This is a genomic window from Autumnicola aciditolerans, assembly GCF_041679265.1.
In the GTDB taxonomy this organism is placed as follows: Bacteria; Bacteroidota; Bacteroidia; order Flavobacteriales; family Flavobacteriaceae; genus Autumnicola.
In genome coordinates this window covers 236134-259614 of record NZ_JBGFSM010000005.1, presented here as the reverse complement: position 1 = coordinate 259614, position 23481 = coordinate 236134, and the positions used below count along the sequence as shown (strand labels likewise).

Annotated in this window: 24 protein-coding genes; 18 read left to right on the top strand and 6 right to left on the bottom strand. The window is 35.0% G+C overall.

The genetic code is table 11. From position 1 onward, the window contains the following. Positions 1–350 precede the first annotated feature (350 nt). Positions 351–1196 carry a polysaccharide pyruvyl transferase family protein gene (locus tag AB8M93_RS07375; protein ID WP_373056929.1) on the top strand — a complete coding sequence of 282 codons (846 nt, stop codon included), beginning with the start codon at positions 351–353 and terminating at the stop codon, positions 1194–1196. On the opposite strand, the gene asnB is transcribed toward AB8M93_RS07375, so the two are convergent. Further along, positions 1189–2907: an asparagine synthase (glutamine-hydrolyzing) gene (gene asnB, locus AB8M93_RS07370; protein ID WP_373056928.1), complete on the bottom strand. Its 1719-nt coding sequence runs from the start codon at positions 2905–2907 to the stop codon at positions 1189–1191. The genes AB8M93_RS07375 and asnB overlap by 8 nt on opposite strands. A gap of 229 nt (positions 2908–3136) precedes the next feature. Between asnB and AB8M93_RS07365 the strand changes: the two genes are divergently transcribed. Next, a complete protein-coding gene (locus AB8M93_RS07365; protein ID WP_373056927.1) occupies positions 3137–3361 on the top strand; it encodes a TraY domain-containing protein in 225 nt (74 codons plus the stop codon). A gap of 1 nt (position 3362) precedes the next feature. Continuing rightward, positions 3363–3635 (top strand): type II toxin-antitoxin system YafQ family toxin, encoded by a 273-nt coding sequence (locus AB8M93_RS07360; RefSeq protein WP_373056926.1) that lies wholly within the window; start codon positions 3363–3365, stop codon positions 3633–3635. 41 nt (positions 3636–3676) lie between these two features. Here AB8M93_RS07360 and AB8M93_RS07355 read toward each other — a convergent pair whose 3' ends face one another. Continuing rightward, complete coding sequence (locus tag AB8M93_RS07355; RefSeq protein ID WP_373056925.1) at positions 3677–4393, bottom strand: acylneuraminate cytidylyltransferase family protein; 717 nt, start codon at positions 4391–4393, stop codon at positions 3677–3679. A 254-nt stretch (positions 4394–4647) separates the two neighbouring features. Beyond that, positions 4648–5805: a UDP-N-acetylglucosamine 2-epimerase gene (gene neuC, locus AB8M93_RS07350; protein ID WP_373056924.1), complete on the bottom strand. Its 1158-nt coding sequence runs from the start codon at positions 5803–5805 to the stop codon at positions 4648–4650. Between the two features lie 135 nt (positions 5806–5940). Between neuC and AB8M93_RS07345 the strand changes: the two genes are divergently transcribed. Further along, complete coding sequence (locus AB8M93_RS07345; protein WP_373056923.1) at positions 5941–6249, top strand: GIY-YIG nuclease family protein; 309 nt, start codon at positions 5941–5943, stop codon at positions 6247–6249. 241 nt (positions 6250–6490) lie between these two features. Here AB8M93_RS07345 and AB8M93_RS07340 read toward each other — a convergent pair whose 3' ends face one another. The 3 genes from AB8M93_RS07340 to AB8M93_RS07330 are packed head-to-tail and all read right to left on the bottom strand — an operon-like array spanning position 6491 to position 9820. Further along, positions 6491–7633, bottom strand: a complete 1143-nt coding sequence (locus AB8M93_RS07340) for a glycosyltransferase family 4 protein (protein WP_373056922.1) — start codon at positions 7631–7633, stop codon at positions 6491–6493. A 4-nt stretch (positions 7634–7637) separates the two neighbouring features. Beyond that, the gene (locus AB8M93_RS07335; RefSeq protein ID WP_373056921.1) at positions 7638–8435 is read right to left on the bottom strand and encodes a hypothetical protein; all 798 of its coding nucleotides are present in this window, start codon (positions 8433–8435) and stop codon (positions 7638–7640) included. Continuing rightward, complete coding sequence (locus tag AB8M93_RS07330) at positions 8432–9820, bottom strand: glycosyltransferase family protein (protein WP_373056920.1); 1389 nt, start codon at positions 9818–9820, stop codon at positions 8432–8434. Before AB8M93_RS07330 ends, AB8M93_RS07335 begins: the two co-directional genes overlap by 4 nt. A gap of 154 nt (positions 9821–9974) precedes the next feature. Here AB8M93_RS07330 and AB8M93_RS07325 point away from each other — a divergent pair, with 154 nt between their 5' ends. From AB8M93_RS07325 to AB8M93_RS07260, 14 genes are read left to right on the top strand one after another with little or no spacing between them, the layout of a single operon-like run. Further along, on the top strand, positions 9975–10847 hold the full coding sequence (locus tag AB8M93_RS07325) for a class I SAM-dependent methyltransferase (protein WP_373056919.1): 873 nt from the start codon (positions 9975–9977) through the stop codon (positions 10845–10847). A 4-nt stretch (positions 10848–10851) separates the two neighbouring features. Beyond that, positions 10852–11763 carry a glycosyltransferase gene (locus AB8M93_RS07320; RefSeq protein WP_373056918.1) on the top strand — a complete coding sequence of 304 codons (912 nt, stop codon included), beginning with the start codon at positions 10852–10854 and terminating at the stop codon, positions 11761–11763. Between the two features lie 60 nt (positions 11764–11823). Then, positions 11824–13104 (top strand): ABC transporter ATP-binding protein, encoded by a 1281-nt coding sequence (locus tag AB8M93_RS07315; RefSeq protein ID WP_373056917.1) that lies wholly within the window; start codon positions 11824–11826, stop codon positions 13102–13104. Next, positions 13086–13847, top strand: coding sequence for an FkbM family methyltransferase (locus AB8M93_RS07310; RefSeq protein ID WP_373056916.1), 762 nt, complete (start codon positions 13086–13088; stop codon positions 13845–13847). Before AB8M93_RS07315 ends, AB8M93_RS07310 begins: the two co-directional genes overlap by 19 nt. A gap of 5 nt (positions 13848–13852) precedes the next feature. After that, on the top strand, positions 13853–14716 hold the full coding sequence (locus tag AB8M93_RS07305) for a glycosyltransferase family 2 protein (protein WP_373056915.1): 864 nt from the start codon (positions 13853–13855) through the stop codon (positions 14714–14716). A 1-nt stretch (position 14717) separates the two neighbouring features. Next, complete coding sequence (locus tag AB8M93_RS07300; RefSeq protein WP_373056914.1) at positions 14718–15665, top strand: sulfotransferase family protein; 948 nt, start codon at positions 14718–14720, stop codon at positions 15663–15665. Positions 15666–15679: 14 nt separating this feature from the next. After that, positions 15680–16489 carry a glycosyltransferase family 2 protein gene (locus AB8M93_RS07295; protein WP_373056913.1) on the top strand — a complete coding sequence of 270 codons (810 nt, stop codon included), beginning with the start codon at positions 15680–15682 and terminating at the stop codon, positions 16487–16489. Positions 16490–16509: 20 nt separating this feature from the next. Then, complete coding sequence (locus AB8M93_RS07290) at positions 16510–17652, top strand: glycosyltransferase family 4 protein (RefSeq protein WP_373056912.1); 1143 nt, start codon at positions 16510–16512, stop codon at positions 17650–17652. Positions 17653–17681: 29 nt separating this feature from the next. After that, positions 17682–18572: a glycosyltransferase family 2 protein gene (locus tag AB8M93_RS07285; RefSeq protein ID WP_373056911.1), complete on the top strand. Its 891-nt coding sequence runs from the start codon at positions 17682–17684 to the stop codon at positions 18570–18572. Continuing rightward, a complete protein-coding gene (locus AB8M93_RS07280; protein WP_373056910.1) occupies positions 18569–19609 on the top strand; it encodes a glycosyltransferase family protein in 1041 nt (346 codons plus the stop codon). Before AB8M93_RS07285 ends, AB8M93_RS07280 begins: the two co-directional genes overlap by 4 nt. Further along, positions 19606–20436 carry a glycosyltransferase family 2 protein gene (locus tag AB8M93_RS07275; RefSeq protein WP_373056909.1) on the top strand — a complete coding sequence of 277 codons (831 nt, stop codon included), beginning with the start codon at positions 19606–19608 and terminating at the stop codon, positions 20434–20436. Before AB8M93_RS07280 ends, AB8M93_RS07275 begins: the two co-directional genes overlap by 4 nt. Continuing rightward, entirely contained in the window at positions 20436–21380 is a 945-nt protein-coding gene (locus AB8M93_RS07270; RefSeq protein ID WP_373056908.1) for a glycosyltransferase family 2 protein, read from the top strand. Before AB8M93_RS07275 ends, AB8M93_RS07270 begins: the two co-directional genes overlap by 1 nt. Next, entirely contained in the window at positions 21377–22489 is a 1113-nt protein-coding gene (gene wecB / locus AB8M93_RS07265; RefSeq protein WP_373056907.1) for a non-hydrolyzing UDP-N-acetylglucosamine 2-epimerase, read from the top strand. The genes AB8M93_RS07270 and wecB overlap by 4 nt, the downstream gene beginning before the upstream one ends. 24 nt (positions 22490–22513) lie before the next feature. Next, positions 22514–23425 carry a class I SAM-dependent methyltransferase gene (locus tag AB8M93_RS07260; RefSeq protein WP_373056906.1) on the top strand — a complete coding sequence of 304 codons (912 nt, stop codon included), beginning with the start codon at positions 22514–22516 and terminating at the stop codon, positions 23423–23425. Positions 23426–23481: the final 56 nt, after the last annotated feature.

The following is a 23481-nucleotide window of genomic DNA, read 5'->3' as shown; positions in this document are numbered from 1 at the left end:
AATGAAAGAATGGATAATGGATAATTGAAAATAGGTTTAATGAAGTTTTTTCTGCGGAAATCAGCGGGTTCTGCGGGAGAAGTGAAGGGTGAAGTTAAAAAGTAAAAGAGTTAATGAGGAAATGAGCCAATGAAAGAATGGATAATGGATAATTGAAAATAGGTTTAATGAAGTTTTTTCTGCGGAAATCAGCGGGTTCTGCGGGTGAAGTGAAGGGTGAAGTTAAAAAGTAAAAGAGTTAATGAGTTAAAAAGGAAAAGCATTCTGCGGGAGACTTGGCAATTAATCAACTGCAGGAACAGAAATAAAAACAGAACAACAGACAACAAACAACCCACAACAGAAAAAAATTGAAACCCACCAATCCCATACCCTTATTCTACTGGAGTGAGCGAAAATTTATTTTTAAGGACAAAGAGAATTATGGAGATTTACTTTCCAAATATCTGGTAGAAAAGATAAGTGGGCGTGAAGTGAAATTTGTGCAGCCCAAAAAACAGCCTTGGTACAAATTTAACAAGAACAATTACCTGGCAATTGGCAGCATTTTGCCTCATGCCACAAAAGATAGCATTGTTTGGGGCAGTGGAATTATAGACAGGAAGCATCAAATAGCTAAAGCCGATTTTAGGGCGGTACGCGGGCCACATACCAGAAAATTCCTGTTGGATACCGGTCACAGCTGCCCTGAAGTTTATGGCGATCCCGCTTTACTCCTGCCTTTATATTTTTACCCGGAAGTTGAGAAAGCGTATAAAATTGGTATTATTCCACACTACCATGATTATCAATTGGCAGTTAAAATGTATGCTGAAAATAAGGATATTCTGGTGATAGATATGATGACGCTTGATGTGGAAGAAGTGACCCGGAAAATCCTGAGTTGCGAAAAAACCATATCTTCTTCCCTGCACGGGCTAATTATTTCTCATGCTTACAAAATTCCAGGTATCTGGGTAGAATTTTCAAATAAGATCTTTGGAGACGGGGTTAAATATCCCGATTATCTGGAATCGGTAGCAATTCCGGTTTACAAGCCGGAATTTCTTCAGCATAAAAAGTCATTAAGGGAACTGGAAAACCTGGTAAAGGAAAAACCCAATCTTCCCAAAGCCGAAAAAATTAAAGAAGTACAGGATGGGCTAATGAAAAGCTGCCCGTTTTTGTATAATTTGGAAGATTCCAGATTTATTTAATTTCTGATAGCATCGCTGCATTTATCCATTGCCAGAGGTGGAAACTACTTTTATGATCACCCGCCAGGTACTTTTGCCACTCTTTTTCAATTTCAGCATAGTTAAACCAGTCAGCCATACTGGAGTTTTTTAGCTGATTTAAATTCGATTCCACCCATGCTTTAAGGTCATTGCCCAGCCATTCCCGTTGTGGGGTTTGCAGTGCGCGTTTAGGTGCATAACTGAGATTTGCAGGAACAAGGTCTTGTAATATTTGTCTCAAAAGAAACTTCTGGACACCAGCTTTAATTTTATATATTTCGGGTTGTGAGAATGCAAATTCCACCAGCCTGTAATCCAGGAACGGCTCCCTTAGTTCGGTGCTGTATATCATAGAAATACGATCGTTAAAGCGCAGGGCTCGCGGAATTTTAGTAAAAAAAAGATCCCGGAATTGCAGATTTTGAAGTCGGTTACCGAAGGGCTCTGGATAGACCGGTCTTTTTGCAGCCGCCCTAAAATGCTCTTGAAGGGCTTCCGGCCTGAAAGGGCTTCTTTCACCCACGCCCTGTATGGTTTTTCCTGTATTTTCCTTTTGAAGGTAATAATCATAGCCCGCCCATTGCTCATCCATTCCCTGCCCGTCAAGAAGCACCTTTATTCCATCATTTTTGGCTTCAGAAAATATCTTTGCATAAGCCAGGGTGGGGATCCCTCCAAAAGGTTCCTCCTGTACTTTGGCTATAAAGCTGCCGTAAGATGCTACTTCATTTACTTCTAATTTTACCTCATGAAGCGGATTTTGTGTTTGTGCGATCATTTCCCTGGCCCAAGGCAATTCATCATATCGCCCATCGCCGGTATAAAAAGTATAGGCATTAATATGGCTGTTTTCTTCATATAAATTTACCAGGGCCAGTAATAATGAACTGTCTGCGCCACCGCTAATATTGAAACCTGCCGGAACATCTGCCCTAATCCGAAGCTTAATACTGTCCTTAAGCAAATGCAGATAGGTTTCTTTTGCCTCTTCAAAATTATATTCTACCTGATTTTTTCTAATCCGGTTTTCAAAATTATACCATCTGGTAATTGTAATTTTTTCTTCGGAATATTCAAGATAAGAGCCTCCGGGAAGTTGATGCACGTCTTTGTAAAAAGTTTCATCGGGCATTCCATAGGAACCAAATGAAAAATAATTAGCCCAGACTGCTATATTTGGAGCATCTTTTTGAGTAACGGTCAGGATGCTTTTAATCTCGCTGGCAAAATAAAATGATCCTGAATGGGAACTATAATAGAAAGGTTTTACTCCAAAACGGTCTCTGGCAGCGAATAGTTTTTTTTCTTTGGAATCCCAGATGGCAAAGGAAAACATGCCATTCAGCCTATGCAGGCACTTTTTTCCCCAGGTGATAAAGGCAGCCAGCAAAACCTCGGTATCTGAAGTGGTTCGGAAATTCCAGACCTTTTTCAGTTCATTTTTTAATTCCTTATAATTATAAATTTCGCCATTAAAGGTAAGATAGTACCTTTTTGAAGGCTCATAAAATGGCTGGTTGGCTTCCGGGGAAAGGTCTATGATAGAAAGTCGGTTATGTCCTAAAGCTGCAAATCCGGGGTCTGTAAATATGCCGGTATGGTCAGGGCCACGGTGAGCCTGCTTTTTCAGCATGCTTTTTAGGGCTGTTTCTGAAGGATTTTTAGAAATAATTCCGGCAATACCACACATTTCTATTTAAATAATATTTTTCGCAGCCGGGGAAGATCAGAAAACATCTCTGTTCCTTTCGGCATTAATGATTAGTAATGGCAATAATAAGCAATAAAAATAATCCACCTTTTGAGGTATCTTAGAAATTCCTATAAATATTAAAAGAGTAGGATTTAGGGCAAACAGTTACTAAATTAAATCCTTGTATAACATCATGTTATATCCTATCTTAGAAAGAAAATTTACTATGAAAGTCGAAACCGCCTTCAGATTAGAAAAAGAGCTTATTGAAGAATTAAAGGAACAGGCAAAAAGGAATAAAAGAAGTCTTAATAATTATGTAGAGCTGATTTTGTCTAAAGTCGTTGAAAAGGAACCTAATGACAAAACATTGGAAGCTTTAGAGGAAGCAAGAAACAATAAGGATCTAAAGCCTATATCTGATATTGATAAATTTTTGGACTCTATATAAGATGTATCTTCTAATTCCGACCACAAGATTCAAAAAAGATCTAAAAAAGTATAAAGGAGACCTGGAAGATATTAGAATGGTGTTAAAGGTTCTTGAGGTTAAAGGAGTGAAAGGAATCGCGCAAAAGATGAGGCCACACCTTTTAAAAGGGGAATTCAAGGATAATTGGGAATGCCATATAAGGCCAGACAGGTTACTAATTTGGATTCAAATTGAAAAGGAAAAGATAATTAAACTTGTTCGTGTGGGTTCACACTCCGATATCTTTAAGTGAGACTAACCGGTTTAAGCTCTGCTTAAATGCAAAATGGCATCTTAGCTAATATTTCCCTTTTTCCATTTTTCAGTTTTTATAATTTTTTCTGCTTCTTCCCAATCTCTCATTTCATCAATATTCACATAAGGACTTCCGGTGGTATCTATAAAAGAAATATCTTTTCCGTATAAAGAATTTTGAGCTTTTATCACCTCGGTTTTGCTGAGGTAAATGGCCCCATCCCGATAATAAGCTTTTGGAAGCTGCTGGCGCTGGGTAATGATTTCTTCTTCTCCTGTCGCGATTTTTAAACGCTGATTTTCATTTTCTTCAAAAACCCAGTGCGGATTAAATTCCGCAGGAATTTGCCTTACCGAAAGGAGGGAATCGGCACCGGATTTCTTAAATTTTTGAATAGCCTCATCAATTAGCAATTTTTTTCTGAAAGGAGAAGTTACCTGCAAAAGACAAATGGCATCAAAAAAGACATTGTTTTTTTCAAAAAAAGCAATAGCATGTTTAACTACATCGAGAGAAGTGCTGTGGTCTTCTGCCAGTTCTTCCGGACGTTTAAATGGCACTTCCAGCCCGAGGTTTATACCTGTTTGGATAATTGGATCATCTTCTGAACTCAGGATGCAGTTATCAAGATATTTTGAAGCTTTTACGGCATCAACAGTGTATGCTAAAAGGGGTTTGCCACCAAGGAGCTTTATGTTTTTCCGGGGAATGCCTTTACTTCCTCCACGAGCCGGTATAATTCCTAAGATTTTCAATGGTTTTTATTTCAAAGATAGGATTTTTTGTAGCATCGTCATTGCGAGGGCGCGGAGCATCCCTGGTAATCCCTCCGTCGGTTAAGTCATTGCGAGCGAAGCAAAGCAATCAGCCTGTCGGTTAGTCACGATCATGAATGGAAGTATTCTATTGGCAGATTGCCACCTCCGCCTGCGGCGGACTCGCAATGAAGGATCGCATTGAAGGAGCCACACCCGCCATACAATTTAAAAAACCCAGATTTCAACAGGTGTCAATAGGAAATTGTTTTGGAAAAAGTAAGTTCGGCAGTAGCCAGGATTTCGGCGATTTTTTTTCCGGATTCTCCATTTCCATAAATTTCTGAAGGAGGAAAATGGCCTTTTGCAATCCCGTCTTCTATGGAATTAAGAATTTGCTGCTCATTATAATCAACATCAACCACATTCTGCGCCCGGCTTCTCCGGTTTTGCCTGTTGCCAATATTTACCACCGGCACCCCAAGATAAGAACATTCCCTTATTCCTGCACTGGAATTGCCAACGAGTACTTTTGCGTTTTTCAGTAATTTCAGGAAATCCAGCGGATTCATATTCTTAAAGAAATGAATATTCTTTGGCTGTTCCAGTTCCCTGAAAGTTCTTATGCCATTAGAAGTCCCATCAGACCCTGCATCTACGTTGGGCCAAAACCAAAAAGCGGGATATCCCGATGCCTTAACCGCTTTAAGCGTTTCCATAATATGGATTTTAGCTTCTTTGTATTCTGTAGTCACGGGATGCTGCATTACCACTACATATCCATCCTGCCAGGAAAACTCGGCGCCAACCCCTCCGTATTTTTTAACAGGGTCAAAATCAAGCTCTGGATTTTCTTTTATTTCTTTAGCCAGATCAATAGAAGGGCAGCCCGTATTGATCACTTTAGAGGGATCTTCCCCAAGTTTGATTACCCGTTCCCGGGCATCTTCGCTGGAAACCAGATGAAGATCGGCCAGTTTGGTATTGGAGTGCCTCACCTTTTCATCTATACTACCGGTAACCTCCCCTCCCTGAATATGGACCAGCGGGATATTCTGGTAAGCAGCTGCAATAGAAGTCGCAATGGTTTCAAAACGATCGGCTATGGTAATTACCGCATCAGGTTTTAGATTATAGAGCACATTGGTGAGTTCCATAAGTCCGAGCCCGGTAGTTTTGGCCATTGTAGTTGGATTTTCCCCTTCCAGTACCATAAAAACTTTTGCCGCTATAGGAAACCCGTCTTTTTCGATAAAATCTACAGCATTCCCGTACCTGTCAAGAAGTGCGGAGCCTGCGATCACCAATTGCAATTCAAGCTGCGGATGCGCCTGTATGGCGGTTAGTGCCGTTTTTATCCTGCTATAGGAAGGGCGGGCGGTAACTACTACGCAGATTTTCCGTTTGGGCATATTGGATTTTGATTTCTGTTCCAGGAAGCTAAAGTAGGAATTTTTGGCTGAACCCCCTCGCAAACGAAATGAAGGCCACAAGGTTAATAAACGTCTTCGCGCGCGAAGCGACGCGATCTTTTACTATATTTAATCATGAAGCTATGCCACGTGTATTTAATGACCAATAAGAATAATACCGTGATTTATGCAGGGGTTACTTCAAACCTTCTTAAGCGGGTGTACCAGCATAAAACGAAATTTTATAAAGGTTTTACCAGTCGGTATAATTGTGATAAGCTGGTTTATTTTCAGGAGTTTCCAAATATAGTGGAAGCTATTGCCTATGAGAAAAAAATAAAGGCGGGAAGCAGGTTAAAGAAGGAGCTACTCATTAATAAACAGAATCCCGATTGGAAGGATTTATCCGATGGCTGGATTTTTAATGGGATTCCTCTGGGATGATTGTGGGGTCGCATCATTAGCATACCGCCATTGCGAGGGAGTCCAGAGGACGACCGAAGCAATCTGCTTCTTAGTTAGTCCCGATCATGTGTGTGACTACCTACAGCGGATTGCCACGTCCCTTCGGGACTCGCAATACCGGAGTTAATTTTGTTCTGAAGGTGTCATCGAGAGCGAAACGTCGGGGTTAATTTTTTTTCATGTTGTCCTCGCGAGCGCAACGCAGTGAAGCGACGCGATCTCATGTGTGTGTTATAATTTGCTTATAAAAATATATATTCTGCCGCGTCACCACCTCCGTAGAAAAATGTTGCTTTACCCTTTTCCTTGCGGCTTCACCCATTTTCTCTGCCATTTTCTTATTCTCCAGTAATTCTATTATTTTCTCCGCATACTCCTGATGATTTTCGGGAGCAACCGTATAACCGGTTTCCCCATTTACCATCACTTCCCTGGCCCAGCCGATATTTGAAGTGACCAATGCTTTTTCCATGGCCATTGCTTCTATCCAGGTCATTGGTAAGGCTTCGGCATAACTTGGCAGGGCGATTACCGAGGCTGCAGCTATTAAATCTAATATTTCATCATAAGGAAGCATGCCTTTCCATTCGACCATTTTATTGGCACATTCAGAAAGCTTTTGCTTCATTATAGTGGAGGTTGGAATTCCTTCTTTTATATCATATACATCGCGCCCTGCCATGCTAAGTTTTACATTCGGCTTGATCTGATTTATAAGGTTAAAGATGTGTGCCAGTTCCAAAACCCCTTTCTTCCGGATGATACTTCCAAAGTAAAGAATGGTATCAGGCTCGAATTTTGTTTGATCTGGAATGAATTTATTCACATCAATAGCGTTGGGAATAACCTGTATTTCTTTTTTTAGCTGAAATAGTTCCTGTGTTTTTTCTGCCGTAAAAGCACTTACAGAGATAAGGTGATTGGCACTTTTAAGGGCTGTTTTCTCAAACCAGAAATTCTTCTTTTTCTGAGGCCTTTTTTCCAGGTGGCAAAAATAGGCATCGCTGCCATGCACACGAAGAACCAATGGGCACTTCAGTTGCATGAATGCCGTGATCCCGGTCCAGTCCGGGGCTTCTATGGCATCTATTTTTTCTGAAACGATAAATTTATTAAGGTACGCCTGAAGATGTTTGCGATAAAGGTACCAACCCAGGAATCTATAATTCCTCTGCTTTATCAGGTGAAAATTAATTCCTTCTTCCCTAAATCTATTATCTGTTTTTTGGCCATAGACAAAAACAGTAACTTCAATCCCTGCATTTACCAATCCTGTAGCCATATTTTTAATACTACTGCCCAGGCCTGCAGAAGCATTTGTGGAGGAGTGGGGATATTCGGGAGTAAGGAAGCCTAGGTACATGATTTTAAATATATCCTAATTTCTTACGAAGTTTTAGACTTCCGGCTTCTATTCCTTTTCTTAAAAAAGGATTAGTTAACTTACGGTTAATGGGATTAAATTTATCCGTTTTGGGCTTACCGTCCCAGATTTTCGTTGCTCCTACTTCTTTATAAAAGGAAGAATTAATTACATTTATTTCCTCTATTTCCTTTTTGATCTTTTCCAGGCTTTTAGGAGTATTAAATTTTTCTTTTAGCTCCATGAGTAATTTTTCATCTTTATTAACCAGATCTTCATATCTAATTATAAAATGTTTTTCCATTTTTGGGAAAACTTCCAATACCTGGTTACTTAATTTTTTACTGTAACTATATGGATAAAACCCCATAGGTATTCCCCATTTTTTTACCTCATTTTTAAGGCATTTTTTCTGAAGATTCATTCCTTTTAATAGAGAAAGAAAAACCGCTTTTGGATCTCTAATTAAAATAAAATGAAAATCATCTGGAAAAATGAAAGGAAGCCTTTCTACTCCAACAAAAGAAGTATCTTTTATCATTATATACTCATAGCTGGAGTTTCGGACAATTTTCTGCCTTAGATCGTTAATAAACAGCTCATCCATAAATTCCCTGTCACTATCGAAGAGTATTTTTTTATCATATACTTCATAATAAGATTCTAGGATGGAAGAAAGCCTGGTTTCACTTCGTGAATGGGCAAGCACTTCATGATTTGAAAAAACTTTTATTACTTCAGCAGTAAAGTTATGCCCGGTCCGGGGAAGAAAGGAATTGAGAAAAATTATCTTTTGCTTCATATTACGGTTTCTATTTCTCCCCATATTCTTTCCGAAGCCTTTTGCGGGGGATGGTAATTGATAATTTCAAACCATTTTTTTGCCTTAGAAATGATATGGGAATTTTCATTTAAAGCCATCACTAGTTTGGCTTCTATTTCTTCCCTGGTATTAAGCCAGAAAACCGCGTCTTTATCTGGCATGGAACGGAAATGTACAAAATTATATATTTTATCTGTAGACCAGGTTTTATCCTGGCTATTTTCAGCCTGATAATTCAGAAAAAGACATGGTTTGTCAAAAACCGCGTAATCAAATACCATCGAAGAGCCCACATTTACAACTGCTTCGGTATGTAAAATAGTATTCATCTGTAATTGTAAATCTTCTTTCGTAGGAAGAATTTCATTCCAACGTTCACCAAGTTTTTTCCATTTAGGGGCTACAGGGGTAATAATATCATGGTATTCGTGCAGGACTTCCTCATAACGACCTGAAAAATCTACCGGGCAACGGCGAAAAATGATCCCGAGCTTCCGGCCGCTCCTGTTAAGGTTTTGAACCGCTTCAGCAATATCCTTCAGGTATTGAGGGTCATTGGGGGAAGTGGTCACATCATCCCCGCTAAAACAAATATATTCCTTATCAGGATCAAGATTATTTTCCTGGAAAAATGTTTCTTGTGTTTTTCTTAGTAGGGGATCAAAATGTGGCTCAAACTGCGGTGTGCCGGTGATTTTTATTTGCTCCGGTTTTATATAGGGGTAAAACTTGAGCAATTCCTTTTTCATATAATCGCTCCAGGCAAAATAGTAATCAGTTTCTACTACCATGGTCGCCTTTGGCAGGTTGTCCCATGAAAAGATAAAGGTAGCCGTGGGGATATTCAAGTCGGCTGCTGCAGTCAATGGCGCAATAGCATGACCGGCACGCTGGTTGGTGCAAAATATAAAATCTGGTTTTTCTTTTTCAAGAACTGCCTTGCATGCCTTATAGTAATTGGATTTTCTTTCCGAATTTATTAATCTTTTTCTTAGTCTTTGCAAACCTTTTTTCCCGGAATGGCTTAAAACAAGAAAATCAACGACAAGGTTTTTAAGCTTATTCTTTAATCCTTTTGAGGCAGCAGGGAATTTATAATCTCCATAAACGGGATCGTTGAATTTTTTTTGAAAAAAATTTAATTCTGAAATGATCTTGGCCCTTTTTAAAAGATCGGTAAAGGCACGCGGTTTTCCTTCCAGTGAAATTTCTCTATACCCCAGTTCCTTAAGGCTGAATGGCGTCTTATTCCAGAAAACAGTTTCCCATCCAGCCTTAACACCTGTTTCCACAAAAGAAGTAAAGGCAAAATTGCGCAGGCCCACGCCATCCGGAAGGAGAATAAAAAGTTTTTTGGAGCTCAAAAGTTTTCTTCTGGATTTAAGAATTTTGAAAGTGGAAAGATAGGGAATTTGCTGCTGTTTGTAAATTCATTACTGAAAGTGACACTATTTAATTGATTTTCTAATATAGTCAATTTATGAATTAAGCAGAATCAAAGCTTTGTGCTTAGACTTTATGGCATTTTTGTTACATTTAGCCGCTAACTTAGGATATGTGGAAGACTTAAATCAACAAAAGAATAAAGAGCATTACGAAAAGCTTTATGCCAATTTTAATATTAATAATATTATTTATTGGATAAATAACCTGGATTCTTTTTTAGCTTCCGCGACAAGCACCGAAACCAGTTGGTTTGCCCTATACCAAAATCATTTTGCGGAAAAGATTAAAGGAAAAAAAGTTATGGAAATGGGTTGTGGAGATTGCGTAAATGCTGCGGTTATGGCAGCTTTGGGAGCTGAAGTGTATGCGAATGACCTTGCAGATGCGAGTGGTGAAATTATTAAAAAACTGAATGATTCTTATAATTTCAGGATTCCAATTACTTTTGTGGCGGGTGACTTTTTAAAAAATGAGCTACCATCCCACAGTTTTGATTTTGTAGTGGGAAAAGCTTTTTTACATCACCTCACAATTCCCTTAGAACGAAAATTCCTTAAAGAAACTGCCCGGCTTTTAAAGGATAAAGGGGAAGCCCGTTTTTTTGAGCCTGCAGTCAACAATAGAATTCTGGATGAAATTCGCTGGCATATTCCGGTAAAAGGACGGCCTTCAAAATTTAATAAGAGGGCTTTTAAAGTATGGAAAGAAAATGATCCCCACCCGGATAGGTCTTTTAGTTCAAAACATTTTGAGCAAGCGGGAAAAGAATTTTTTAAAGAAGTAAAAACAGTTCCTGTGGGAACTTTAGAGCGCTTTAGCCGGTTAATGAATTCCGGAGAGTCAAGAAATAAATTTAAACGGTGGGCTTTAACAAATGAAAAGAATATTCCTTTGTCTATAAACAGGCCGTTTGCCAGAAGCCAAATGATAATATATAAACATTAATTTTGTGAGTAGTGTTTTTGTAAGCATTTTTATGTTGACTTATAACCAGGAGAATTTTATAGGTCATACCATTGAGAGTATCCTGTGTCAGAAAACAGATTTTAATTTTCAACTGGTGATTGGGGAGGACTGTAGTACGGACAGAACAACTGAAATTTGTGAGGATTATGCTGAAAAATATCCGCAAAAAATCAAGCTTTTAAAAAGCAAAAAGAATATTGGATTAATCCAGAATTTTATTCAAACCTTTAAAGAATGCAAGGGCAAGTATGTTGCAATATGTGATGGAGATGATTATTGGATTGATGTTTTAAAGCTGCAAAAACAAGTAAGCTTTTTAGAATCGAATCCTGATTTTTATATAACATATACTGCAGTAAATTTTTTATATCCAAATGGTGAAGTCCATATAAAAAAGGGCGCTGACCTTCCAAATGTTTCTGATTTTAAGGATTTGATTTTTAAAAATTTCATTCCTTCTGTTTCAGTATTATTTCGAAACATACAACTAAAAGAGGAATTTCCTTCTTGGTTGGATGATTTGCCATATGGTGATTGGCCTATTTACCTTTGGACTATAAGAAGTGGGAAAAAAATAAAATATTTTGATGAAGTTACCGCAGTTTACAGAAAGGAAATAGGGGTTTCTGAAAAGCTCAAAAGGGTGCCAAGTGATATCGCTAAAGTGAATTTAAAAATAATAGAAAATATATATAATGATCCCAAGTTCTCAAGTCATAGAGCAATTATAAAAGAAAGTTTAGTACAACATAAATTTTCATTAATGGCATGTTTATTCCGTGAGAAGAATTACAGTCAATCGCTACGGTTAGCGAAATCATTGTGGAAATTTCATCCTGTTAAGGTGATGCGTATATATTTATTTTTGCTGAAAAGAAACTTTTTCAGAACTTGAAATGAAGGTTTCCATAATAATTATCAGGGAACGTACGGATTAAAAGTAAGTGATAAGAAATTGATTTTAAAAGCTAAAAATATATCTAAACAATATCGGCTGGGAACAGTTGGAACGGGTACGTTGGGACATGACCTTAACCGCTGGTGGCACCAATTGCGTGGTAAGGAAGATCCTTACTTAAAGTTAGGAGCAGTAAATGATCGAAGTAGCGTAGCAAACGAAGATTATGTATGGGCTTTAAGGGATATTAATTTTGAAGTTAAACAAGGAGAAGTATTGGGAATTATCGGTAAAAATGGTGCTGGTAAGTCTACCTTATTAAAAATACTTTCCAGGGTAACATCTCCTACTACGGGTAGTATAAAAACGAAAGGGCGTATTGCCTCATTACTGGAAGTCGGTACAGGTTTTCACGGGGAACTTACTGGTAGAGAGAATATATATATGAACGGTGCCGTATTAGGGATGAGAAGAGCAGAAATTACAAGGAAATTAGATGAAATTATTGCTTTTTCGGGCTGTGAAAAGTATATTGATACTCCTACAAAACGCTATAGTAGCGGTATGACGGTAAGACTTGGTTTTGCTGTTGCTGCACACCTGGAAACTGAAATTTTAGTAGTAGATGAAGTATTGGCCGTAGGAGATGCTGAATTTCAGAAAAAAGCCATTGGAAAAATGCAGGATCTTTCAGCAGGAGAAGGGAGAACAGTACTTTTTGTAAGTCATAATATGGCAAGTGTTAAAAGCTTCTGTACTAGAGGAATTGTTCTTGAAAATGGGAACGCAGGATTTGAGGGCTCTATAGAAGAAGCTGTAAGTTACTATCTTACTTATGAGAATGAAGTGATTCCTGAAAATTTGGAATTGATCAAAGATCGAAGTGGCTCGGGTATGGTAAAATTCTCTAAGTTTTACCTTGAAAATCGAAATGGACAAATAGTAGATACAGTTTTAAACGGTGAAACAGTTACTTTATGCTTTCAGTTAGTAGTAAAAGGAATTAGTAAAAATGAAAATATTGATTTAGGTTTTTCCATTCATACTCCTGAAAATGATCTAATAAGTGTGCTGTATACTTCTTATCAAAATAATAATTTAAATATTAATAAAGCTGGGGAATATTTAGTAAAATGTTCAATTCCCGATTTCTTTTTAAATGAAGGTAGCTACATTGTCAAAGGTAGAATAGAATGCGATAAGAAAGAGGCTGATTGGCCTAAAGAACCTATAGGAAGTTTTAACGTTTTTAAAGGGGATTTCTTTGGAACGGGTAAGCTTGGGTTTAATAAAAAGGCAAAAATTTTAATAAAGGGGTCATGGGAAACCGTTTGCTAAAAAAAATAATTTACAAGTTAACACCTAATAGTCTCATAGATTTATATCAGGCTCCTTTGAAATCAGTAATGGAGAAACCTGATCCATTTGTAAACTTATCATATTCGCAGGAGGGAGAAGATCTAATACTGAGGAGAATCTTTGAAGGAAAAAAAAATGGCTTTTTTGTAGATGTTGGAGCTCATCATCCCAAGAGATTCTCTAATACCTATTTATTTTATAAAATAGGTTGGAGAGGAATTAATATTGATGCCATGCCGGGGAGTATGAAGGAATTCAATAGGGTTCGCCCCGATGATATTAATATAGAATATGGAATTTCGGATGTTGAAGAGGAAAGTCATTATTATATTTTTAATGAACCTGCTTTAAACACTTTTTCAAAAGACTTAGCTAAATTAAAAGATGGATTTAAAAATTATAGGATTTTAGATATAGTAACCATAAAATTAATGCCATTAAACTTTATTTTAGAACAGTATCTTTCAAAGAAGCAAGAAATTGACTTTTTAAATATTGATGTGGAAGGATTAGATTACAAAGTATTAAAATCATTTGATTTTGAGAAATGGAAACCTAAAATAATACTGATAGAGGACTGTAATTCTGAAGTAGAAACTATTAAGAAATCTGATATAGATATTATGTTAACGCACAACAATTATTCATTACTCGCAAAAACTAAGAATACTTTAATATATGAGAATGGTCTAAAATTTTCTGCAACAAATTCTAATTTTTAGTGCTTGTGAATATTTCAGTGTACATAACCTCTTATAACCAGAAGAATTATCTTAAAGATGCCATTGAAAGTGTTCTTAAACAAACGGTGAAACCTATAGAAATTATAGTGGTTGACGATTTTTCAAATGACGGTTCTCAGGAACTAATTAGCCAGTATACAAAAGAATACCCCAGCATTAAACCTATATTTAATAGCAAAAACCTTGGCATTTCAAAAGTTAGAAATATTGGGTTGCTAAATGCTACTGGTGATTATGTGACTTATTTGGACGGAGATGATGTTTATTTGTCCCATAAACTTGAGATTGAATCAAGAATAATTCAAAAAGAAAAATGTGATGTAGCTTTTTCAAACCATATGTACGTTGAGCCGAAAGATTTAAATGAAGTGAAGTGGATATGGACCAGCAGTGATTTCAATTTATCAAAAAAAGAAAATTTATTTATAAAAACTATATGTAGAGATTTTCCCAGAAGCACCCTCTATCGAAATGAATTAGTAAGACGTTCTTTACTTGAAAGGATCGGTCTGTATGATGAGAATCTAGAAATATATGAAGATTTTGATTTTAAAATTAGATTAGCCAAAATTGCAAAAGTAAAGTTTTCTTTGGAACCAACCACTAAAAACAGGATAAGCCGCTGTGGCTTGTCTACAAAAAGAAAGGAAGTTCATCGGGAATGTTTATATTATATTTTTAAAAAATATTTACCTGAAATTAGCCGTCAGGATTTTAAAACATCCAACTACATTAAATCTAGGGTAAATAAAATTTTACTTGATTTAGGAGAGGAAAAAAGTAACTTGATTTTTAAAGAGCCTAAAGTTTCTTCTTTCCAAAAAATTCTAAGAAAACTTAGAAACTGATTTGAAAGAAGAAAATTTAATATTTATCATCTCCCTTCCTCGAAGTGGTTCTACCTACTTACAGAACCTGCTTTCAAACAATGATGTGGTCAACACGTGTAGTGAACCATGGATACTATTAAATTTTATAAATATACTCAAGCCCTCTCTCGTTGAGGCTACTTTTGATAATGAGCTTGCGATTGATGCATTTAAAGAGTATAAAAATAATTTTCCGGAAATAGATTTTGAGGAAAGTAATAAACAATTTCTCTTGAGTTTATATAGTCCATTAATAAAAAATTATGACTTTATAATTGATAAAACACCTCGTTATTGGGAAATTATAAATGAAATAAGAGCATTCTTCCCTGAATCGAAAATGATTATTCTGAAGAGAAACCCTTTGGAGGTCGCGAAATCGATTTTTAAAACATGGAATGCCAGTACTTCAGAAAAGATGCTCCCCTATTATAGGGATCTTATCCTAGGGCCTGTAACTATTTCTCAGTTTGAGGAAAGCTATTCTAACAATAAGAACACTTATTTTGTGAATTATGAAAGTCTTATAGAAAATCAGGATGTACAGATAAAGGAGTTATATCGATGGCTGGGTATTCCTTTCAATAAGATTAATTTAAACACACAAAACAATAATAAGTTTAAGGGAAAATATGGTGATCCTTTTCAGAATTCTGCCGAGGGATATCATAATGCTAAAAAAATTGCAGAGCAAAAAAAATTAAATAAAGTTCAGATACGATTTTTGAAAGGTTACGCACAATTTTTAGGAAAAGATTTTCTTCAAAAATATGGGGATTATAATTTAGAAACAATTTTCTTTAAAAGAACGATTTCATTTTCCCATTATCTTCATATGAAAGATCATAATTTTAAAAATTTTCATTTTAGCAAAAGATTGTTTTTTGTAATAAAAGAAAAAATATATAGAATTCTCGAAGGGTTTTAAACGATATATAATTAATGCCAAAAAACTTTCATATTTCAATTATTACGGTGAATCTCAATAACATTGAAGGTCTTAAGAGAACCATGCAGAGTGTATTTGAACAAACATGGAAGGATTTTGAATATATTATTATAGATGGAGGTTCTATTGATGGTAGTAGGGAAGCTATTGAAAGTTCTAAAGGAAGGATAGATTATTGGGTTAGTGAACCGGACAAAGGAATTTATAATGCGATGAACAAGGGCATTGCAGTGGCTTCAGGAGAATATTTATTGTTTTTAAATAGTGGTGACCATTTTACAGATGATGGCATTCTCGCAAGAAACCATAAATTTCTTGGTGATGAAGACCTCATATATTTTGATATAAGGGTTGTTAAAAATGATGCGGAATATGTGAGAAGATTTCCGGATAAATTGGTCTTCTCATACTTTACAAAATATACCTTACCTCACCAGGCAACTTTTATAAAGGTCGATCTATTCAAAAGGACCGGATATTATGATGAAGGTTTAAAGATTGTTTCAGACTGGAAATTTTTTCTCGAAAGTATTTGTGATTGTAAGGCCTCTTACCTTAAAGTAAATGAAATTTTAAGCATTCACTATCTGGATGGAGTAAGTACCGATCCTGAAAATTGGGATTTGGTATTAGAAGAAAGAAGGAAAGTCCTGGAATCAAAATATAGTTTTTTCTTGGAAGATAGTCAACAGATATTTAAATATAGAGAGCAAATTTCAATACTGGAAAGTAAAATTTCTATTCTGCGAAAATCGAGGAAAATAGGATTATTAATAAAACTAGGCCTTCTAAATAAATTTTAGTCTTAAAAAATTAATCTGCTTTGAAAAAAATCCTTTTTATATCTCACGAATCGTCAAGGACAGGGGCGCCATTTATGCTTTTGTATTTTTTGCAATGGTTAAAGGAAAAGCATCCGGAAATACATTTTGTACTTTTATCTTTATATAATGGGGGCTTGTCAAAAGAATTCAAAGAAGTGGCGTACGAATATTATGATTTTTCAAGAATTACCAATACCAAACCAACTTTCATTCAACGCTGGCAAAGGAAAGTTTTCAGAAAATTAGAAATCAACTACCACCACAGGGATGCCAAAAAAGATTTTATAGATGACTTGTCCCGTAGGGATTTCAACATTATTTATTCAAATACAACGGTATCACTTTCTTTGGCCCAGAGAATTAAATTGAAGAAGAATAAATCCAAATTAATTCTTCATGTACATGAACTGGAATCTGAAATAAAGAGGACAATTGGTGATTTTAGGCCATATGTAGATAATATAGATTTTGTGATCGCAGCCTCGGAAATGGTGAAGGATAATTTGATTGTTAATCATCAGGTACCTGCACATAAGATCCAGGTAGTTTATGAATTCACCAAAAAGCCGGAAACTTCAGATAAACTAAAGAAGAATAAAAAAGTTTTTAAGGTTGGAGGGTCCGGAAAGTTTGGTCATAGGAAAGGAACAGATTTATTTATCCAGGTTGCCCGGTATTTGGAAGATAATTATTCTGAATTTGATATAGAATTCACTTGGGTTGGCCTGGTTCCAGAAGCCGATAAAGAAAGTCTGGATCTGGAACTAGAAAAACTTGGATTAAAAAATGATATCCATTTTGTGGGTGAAGTTGAAAAGCCTGAATCTTATTTTGAAGATTTTGATGTTTTCCTGATGACTTCCAGAGAAGATCCTTTTCCCTTGGTATGTATTGAAGCCGGGATGTTGGGCATACCTATAATTTGTTTTGATAAGGCTACAGGTATTTCTGAAATTATTGAAAATAAGGGTGGATTTATTGTTCCATATTTAAATATTGAAGCTATGGCTGAAAGAATTAAATTTTATTTTAACAATCCAATAAAAAGAGTAGAGCATTCCAATTTTAACAGGAAAGAATTTGCTAAGTTCACTGCCTGTCAAAAAGGAACAGAAATTTTGAAGATACTGGAACGGTTATAATAAAGGAGTATTATTAGCTAATTAAAAGAATGGATAAAAATCTGCCATGGGTATATGTAATAATATTAAACTATAATAGCTCTCATGACTCAGTGAGCTTATTTAAAAATTTAAAAAGAGATCTTTATCAAAATTTTCAAATATTAATTATAGATAATTGTTCAAAATCAGAAGATGTAAGTAATCTTCAGCAAAATATTCCCCACGAAAATTTAATTTTTAGCTCAAGAAATTTAGGTTATGCTGGAGGCAATAACATTGGAATAAAAAAAGCTCTTGAAGAAAAAGCAGATTATGTTTGGATTTTAAATCCAGACATACGGACTAAAAGAAATACGTTAAGTCTCCTCCTAAATTTGATGGAAAGAGATCACTCCTTAGCAGCCGTAGGCCCACGAATAATTTCCCGAGAACATAGTGATAAAATTTTTTCGGATGGCGAGGTTATTGATAAATTGGATGGTATAAAGACTTTTCATAAAAATCATAATAAGTTTGCTTTTAATAAGAATGAAAAAGTTGATTACGAGATAGATTATATAGATGGAAGTAGTATTTTATTAAGAACAGCAGCAATTTATGAAATAGGCTTTCTTCCAGAAGAATATTTTATGTATTGGGAAGAAACCGATTGGTGTACGAATGCTAAATTATATGAATGGAAATTAGCAGTAAATCGGAGTGCGATTGTATATAATTTAAACAGTCCAAAAAATGGATCATTTCACTATTTCTATATTAGAAATAAATTATTATATTCTAAAAAATATAAGGTTAATTACATAATTACCAGGAATAAGGAAATAAGGGTTATCAAAAATGAAATTTTAAAAAGGTTTAAAGGGATCTATTTTAAACCGTTTTTCTTTTATCGTTTAAAAGGATTACTTTCGGGCCTCTTAATAAATTCCTTTAAATGAAAGTTTTTCTTCCTTTTCAACAAGAAGGCAACCCTTATTTAGAAGAGATAATAGCATACTCAAATTGTGAATTTACCTATGCAAATATAAGTGAATATTCTTCAGATTTCAGTATTGTAAACATACATTGGCCTGAAGCTATTTTTAATTGGTTCGAACCGTCATCTGAAGAGCTTTCTGACTTGGAAAGAAGAATACTTGAATGGAAAAAACATTCTTTGATTTTTTATACGAAACATGATTTCAGTAGAATAAAAGGTACAACAAATAATTACCAGGAACTTTTTCGAATTGTTGAATCTAATGCTGATGTATTTATTCACCTTGGAAATTATAGCAAAGAGAAATACGAATTAATATATCCTAAAGCACATCATAAAGTAGTATACCATCCTTTATATAGAAACTCATTTCCATTTTTTAAACAGGAGGAGGCAAGAAGGAAATTGGGTATTTCTAAAGAAGCATTAGTAATAATTGCCCCAGGACAAATTAGGTTTCATAAAGAAAGAGATTTAATTTTAAATGCTTTTAAAATGGTTCAAGCGCCTGAAAAAGTTTTAATTGCAACTAATATGAGGGCGGAATTAAGATATGATTTTCCTGGACGTACTAGGTTAAAAAAAATTATTGATGTTAAGAATTTTCTAATTACTCATTTTAAGAGTAAATATCAATCCCCGGAATACATTTTTAATTACGGGAGATTAAGCTACAATGAATTTGGTTTGCATATGGCTGCAGCCGATATTGTTTTTATACCTCGTATTAATATTTTGAATTCCGGAAATATTTTTATGGGTTTGACATATGATAAGATTGTCTTAGGCCCCTGTACAGGTAATTTAAAAGAACAACTTGAGGAATTAGGTTTTCCTATTTTTGATCCTAAAAATAAAGTTTCTGTTATAAATGCATTAAAAGATGCTATAAATTTGAACAAGGCTAATTATCAAATTAATAGGAATATATTATCTAAATATGAGCCTGCAAGTATAGCAGCAATTTATGATAAGCTATTTGTTGATATGAAATGAATCCTAAAATTTCCATAATTATTGCCTGTTACAACGATCCTGATGTGGTTAGGGCTGTAGAGTCTGCAGCAAAGCAAACATATATGGAAAAGGAGATTATTGTTATTGATGATGGTTCTGATGCCCAAACTAAAAAAGCCATTAAAGCTGTAACAGATTCTATCGATGTTTTAATTACTCAAAAAAATCAGGGACAGAGCATTGCACGGAATAATGGAATTGCAAAAACTTCAGGAGAATATATTTTAAACCTTGATTCAGATGATTTTTTTGAACCTTCCTTTTGTGAAAAAGCAGTGAAATTAATGCAGGAAGATCCAGAGGTTAAAATTGTAACCTGCCAGGCCAGAAGATTTACTAAAGAGAAAGAAATTGATATTTATACACCTGCCGGAGGGGATTACAGGAATTTCATGGTTTCAAACTCTGCTTTGGGAAGTTCTATGTTTAGAAAAGCCGACTGGGAAGCTTGTGGAGGTTATGAAACAGAATTACCTATTTTAGGTTTTGAAGATTGGGAATTTTATTTAAATATCCTTAAAAATGGAGGGCGCGCAGAAGTTATTAAAAAAGTCCTTTTCAATTATCAGGTGGGAAAAAACTCAACTACTACCAGGATAAAGAATTTAAAACATGAAAAATTTGGACAGATAGTTTTTAAACATAAGGACTTATATATTGAACATTTTGATTTACTTGTGAATGAATTGTTTGCCCGGCTTAATAAAGAGGAGAATGAAAAGATGAAAATTTCAGATAAATTAGATTTCCGTATTGGAAGTAAATTGCTTGCGCCTTTACGATCCATTAAAAAGCTCTTGAAGTAATGCCAGCAACTATAAATCCTGAGATATCAATTATTATGGCAACTTATAACCGTAGCCATCTTATTGGTGAAACTCTGGATACTATTATTAATCAAAGCTTTCGGAAGTGGGAATGTATTATTATAGATGATGAGAGTAGCGACAATACCTTAGAGGCTGTAAAGCCATTTATAGAATCAGATTCAAGATTCAAATACTTTAAAAGGGGAAAAAAATACATGAAGGGACTTCCCGGTTCCAGAAATATGGGTATAGCATTGGCAAAAGGAAACTTTATTCAGTTTTTTGACGATGATGATATTATTCATCCTGATAATTTGAAAATCTGTTTTGAATTTTTAAAAGATCAGCAATATGATTTTTGCAGGTATCATAAAGAACCTTTTTCAGAACAGTCCAATTTACCGAAATTTTCTGAAATCAGTAATATCAAAAAAGCGGTGTTTGAAATTGAGAATCTTCCTGATATGGTCACTGGAAAAATACCATTTGCTTCCTGTACCGTATTATGGAATAAAAGGTGTTTTGAGGAACTTCGTTTTAATGAATCGCTAATGTATGGAGAAGAATGGGAATGTTATTCCAGAATTTTATCTTCGGGTTATGAAGGTGTTTCTATTAATAAGGTTTTGTATTATAACAGAAAACATTCCAACTCAAATACAGGGGAGTTTTGGAATAAAAATAGCATTAGGACTGCATCATATAAAAATGCCGCATTTTTAATAATTGATAATTTAGGGAAGAAAAAACTTTTAAATAACACCCTTAAAAAATTCTTTATTAGATTAAGCTTTATGCTGAACGCCCAGGAGGTACTAAAACATATATTGAAAATGACAAATGCCGGGGAAATTGAAAAAGCAAAATATCTATTAGGTTTTAAAATATACCCGGTATTAAGACCGATATTTTATTTAAAAGGAAAAATAATTAAAATTTGAAAGTATTTGTTTGTTTTGGTACACGCCCTGAAGCTATTAAAATGGCACCTATTATTCAGTCTTTAAGAAAGTATGAAGTAAATCATAGAATTTGCATAACCGCACAACATCGCGAAATGCTGGACCAGGTGATGGAATTTTTCAAAATCGAACCAGATTTTGATCTCGATTTAATGAAACCGGGCCAGAATCTCAACCTTTTAAGTGCGGATATTTTCAGGAGTATCAACGAAATTTTACTAAAAGAAGCTCCTGAAATTGTACTGGTACAAGGAGATACTACCACTGCTTTTATTATTGCAATGGCTGCTTTTAATTCAGGAATTAGGATTGGACATATTGAAGCCGGTTTGCGAACTTATAATAAAAACTCTCCTTTTCCTGAAGAAGCGAATAGACAAATGATTAGCAGGATTGCTGATTTTCATTTTGTTCCCACCAAAAAATCTGGAGATAATCTTTTAAGAGAAATGATCTCTGTAGATAAAATTTACTTTACCGGTAATACAGTTGTAGATGCATTAGTATTCGGGAAAAAATTACTGCAATCTGGTTATGAAAACGAAGAGATCAGGCACTTGAAACTCAAGCTAATTTCAGGAAAGAAAATAATTCTTGTTACCGGTCACCGAAGAGAGAATTTTGAGCATGGCTTGTCTGAAATCTGTGAAGCTTTAAAGGAAATCGCTAATCGAGAAGATGTGCAAATAATATTTCCCGTTCATTTGAATCCTATAGTAAAAAAGATTGTTCACGGAAAATTGAATTCAGTTGCTAATATTGATCTTATCGAACCTGTAAGTTATCCTGGTTTATTATGGTTGATGATGCGATGTAACTTTATAATATCAGATTCTGGGGGAATACAGGAAGAAGCCCCAAGTTTTAATAAGATTACTTTAGTTACCCGGGAGGAAACTGAAAGGACCGAGGCTGTTGATGCCGGATTCTGTATACTTACGGGAGCTTCGAGAGATAAAATTCTTATTGAAAGTATGCGATTATTAGATAAGCCCGGAAATCCACAGAAAGAAACAATTAATCCTTTTGGTGATGGGAAGGCCGCAAAAAAAATAGTAAAGGTGCTAATGAATGAATTTAAAGTCTAAAGTACACCTTGCTATTTCTAACTTATGAAGAAATTAAAAAATAGATTTAAGGATTTCCTGAATAGGCTGCCTTATGTAAGAACTCTACATAAGCTTAATTCTAATTCTAAATTTCCCGCAGGCCATTTTTATTCCAGTGTAGTTTCTCTAGAAGATATTAAGCAAAGACAAGATGAAATATGGGTCTCAGAGCTTGAAGAAAATATTCCGGGGATAAACATTAATAAGGAAAGACAAACAGAACTTTTTCACCAATTTGAGAAATTCTACGATGAGATGGATTTTCCAGAAAATCCAGTTCCTGAAAAACGCTACTTCCTGAACAATAGTTACTATGCTTATGCTGACGGAATTATTCTGTATTCATTTATCAGGTATCTTCAACCTAAAAAAATAACTGAAATAGGATCTGGCTATTCTTCAGCATTAATGCTTGATATGAATCAAACCTTCTTTCAAAACAAAATTAACTTAACATTCATTGAACCATTTCCAGAGGTACGGCTGCAATCGCTTTTTAAAGATAATGATATAACTTCGGTTCAACTAATTTCAAAACTAGTGCAGAAGGTGCCGTTAAAAACATTTGAAAGGCTGGAAAAAGGAGATATTCTTTTTATTGACAGTTCTCATGTGGTTAAAACAGGGAGTGATGTCCATTACATATTAAATAAGATACTACCTATTTTAAAAAAAGGAGTGATTATTCATTTTCATGATATCCAGTTCCCTTTCGAATATCCCAAATCATGGGTGTTAAATGGATTTGGATGGAACGAGACTTATTTCCTAAAGGCATTTCTTATGTACAATACCTCTTTCGATATTTTAATTTTTTCTGATTATCTTAATAAGTTTCATAATCATTTATTCTCAAAAATGCCTTTGTCAGCTAAAGCTACAGGTAGTAGTTTTTGGATGGAGAAGACAAAATGAAAAATAAAAATAAATTTAAATTTTGGAAGTCCTTTGATAAATCTAATTAAATTGAA